The organism is Halomonas sp. B23F22_20 (assembly GCF_043496985.1).
In the GTDB taxonomy this organism is placed as follows: Bacteria; Pseudomonadota; Gammaproteobacteria; order Pseudomonadales; family Halomonadaceae; genus Halomonas.
Genome location: NZ_JBIEKH010000049.1, coordinates 1 through 2,492 on the forward strand (window position 1 = coordinate 1; position 2,492 = coordinate 2,492).

At 62.4% G+C, this 2,492-nt stretch carries 2 protein-coding genes; both read right to left on the bottom strand.

The window, feature by feature from the left end:
* Positions 1 to 170: 170 nt before the first annotated feature.
* Positions 171 to 1,307 (bottom strand): aminotransferase class V-fold PLP-dependent enzyme, encoded by a 1,137-nt coding sequence (locus ACGTN6_RS20415; RefSeq protein ID WP_394594876.1) that lies wholly within the window; start codon positions 1,305 to 1,307, stop codon positions 171 to 173.
* A 100-nt stretch (positions 1,308 to 1,407) separates the two neighbouring features.
* Positions 1,408 to 2,229: an IclR family transcriptional regulator gene (locus tag ACGTN6_RS20420; protein WP_394594877.1), complete on the bottom strand. Its 822-nt coding sequence runs from the start codon at positions 2,227 to 2,229 to the stop codon at positions 1,408 to 1,410.
* Between the last annotated feature and the right edge of the window lie 263 nt (positions 2,230 to 2,492).

A 2,492-nucleotide genomic window follows, 5' to 3' on the forward strand; every position in this document is an offset into this window, starting at 1 on the left:
CTGAGGCAAGCCCCGGTCTGAGGCCGGGGCCTCTATCGATGTGACATCGACCAGGCTGCAACGACATCGCCCCGCCAAAGCGGGGCGATTCGAGCGACCTCTGACAAGCCGTTTTGACACGGCCTGCGAGGGCCGCCCTTGTGCGTTGTCGCCATCGTCGGGCCGATGGCCTACTCGTCGGTGGCCTCGATGTAGGTCAGTGCCTTGTCGAGGGTCGCCAGGGTGCGATCGATGTGATGCAGCTTGTCCAGCCCGAACAGGCCGATGCGGAAGCTGCGGAAGTCCTCGCCTTCGTCACACATCAGTGGCACGCCGGTGGCTACCTGGAGGCCGGCCGCGGCGAACTTGACGGCAAGGTCGGGATCCCGGGTGTAGCTCACCACCACCCCGGGCGCTTCGAAGCCGGGAGCCGCCACGCTCGGATAGCCATGCTCGGCGAGCAGTTCGCGTACCCGACGACCCAGCTCGAGCTGCTCGTCGCGGACCTTCTGCAGGCCATATTCCTCGGTTTCGGCCATCACGTCGCGCAGGGTGTGCAGACCATCGGTAGGCATGGTGGCGTGGTAGGCATGGCCGCCGCCCTCGTAGGTCTCCATGATCGACAGCCACTTCTTGAGGTCGCAGGCGAAGCTGGAGCTCTCGGTTTCCTCGATGATGTCGCGAGCCAGGCGCGACATCATCACCATGGCGCAGCAGGGTGAACCGCTCCAGCCCTTCTGGGGGGCACTGATCAGGACGTCGACGCCGGTTTCCTGCATATCGACCCAGTCGGTGCCGGAGGCGATGCAGTCGAGCACCAGCAGCCCGTTCTCCTCATGAATGGCTTCGGCGAGGCGCCGGATGTAGTCGTCCGGCAGCTTGATGCCCGAGGCGGTCTCGACATGGGGCGCGAACACCAGGTCGGGCTGCTGGTCCCGGATCGACTCGATCACCTCCTCGATGGGCGGGGGAGCGAAGGGAGACATCGGGTCGTCATCGTCGAGGCGGCGCGCCTTGCGGACATAGAGGTCCGAGGGGATCTGGCCGCGCTCCAGGATCTGGCTCCAGCGGTAGCTGAACCAGCCGTTGCGAATCACCAGGCAGCGCCGGTCGGTGGCGAACTGTCGAGCTACCGCTTCCATGCCGAAGGTGCCGCTGCCGGGGACGATGACCGTCGAGTGCGCGCGATAGACCCGCTTCAGGGAAGCGGAGATGTCACGCATCACCTGCTGGAAGCTCTTCGACATGTGGTTGAGGGAGCGATCCGTGTAGACCACCGAGTACTCGAGCAGTCCATCGGGGTCGACATCGGGAAGTAAACCGGCCATTACGATCTCCCAGTTGTGGTCCAGGCCTTTAGTATAAGGTACCGAGGATATGCGCATTCAGCGCTGCAGGCCAGTGTTCCCCCCTGACCGCTCTCGATACTCAAGGCGTTGCCGAAGCCATCTTGGCGGCGTCTGTCGTGGCCTCATGGCTGATGGTGGCGATGGCGTCGGCAGCGTTACGCAGCGCCGGCAGACAGCCCAGGATCTTGTCTCGCGACATGCGCATGACCGGTGCCTGAATGGCAAGGCCGATATTCGAAGGGCCTTCTGGATTGGGCGCGAGCACGGCGATGCACAGCAGGCCCGGTAGAAACTCCTCGTCATCGAACGCATAGCCTTGCTGCTTGACGGTCTCGATCTCGGCCTCGAGGGCGGCGGGGTCGGTGAGGGTATTGTGGGTGAAACCCTTCAAGGGCACTTGATCCAGCAGGCGGCGCCGTTGGGCGGGAGCCATCTGGGCCAGGAATAGCTTGCCGCTGGCCGAGCAGTGCACGGGAACCCGAGAGCCGGGATGGAGATAGAAGCGTAGTGGGGCCGAGGTCTCTACGCGGTCCAGGTAGAGCACTTCTCCCCCTGAAAGAGCGGTGATGTTGCAGCTCTCTCCGACTTCCTCGACAAGATCGGCCAACACCGAATGTCGAGCGCCATACACGGTGTCGTTGAGCAGCAGGTTCTCGGCGAGGGTCCGCAACCGGCTGCCTTTGCTGTAGTGGCGGCCGTCGGCCTCGCGCTGGAGCATCCCCGAAGATTCCAACTGCTGGAGCATGCGATGCAGGGTGGGTTTGGGCAGGCCAGTTTCGTCCACCATGCCCTGCAGTGTGAAGAACTGGTCCTTGCCTGCGATTACCTCCAGCAGGGCCAGCAGGCGTTGAGCCGGGGTCTCTCCCTCGAGGCGGCTCGTCTCGGTGCGATGGGTAGTCATGGTGGTATTCCCCTCTTTAGTTCACAGGGTAATTAGTTCCTGAAAAGAAGTCAATTTGTACCGTTTTATGAGATTTGTGTTGACTGGGTGAAGGCTGACGTCTAGCTTTGCCGTAAGTTCCGTTTATCGGAATGAATGGTTCCATAAAAACATCATAAATATCTTCAACCGGCTCGGAGGACTCCCATGAGCACCGACAACACCGCAGATACCCGCCAGGTCGTGCAGGGCAAGCAGACGATGACGCCCTCGGAGGCCTTCGT

Bases quoted from the DNA above. Each gene is read 5' to 3' on its own strand.
- ACGTN6_RS20415 (WP_394594876.1), bottom strand. From the start codon at position 1,307: ATGGCCGGTTTACTTCCCGATGTCGACCCCGATGGACTGCTCGAGTAC.
- ACGTN6_RS20420 (WP_394594877.1), bottom strand. From the start codon at position 2,229: ATGACTACCCATCGCACCGAGACGAGCCGCCTCGAGGGAGAGACCCCG.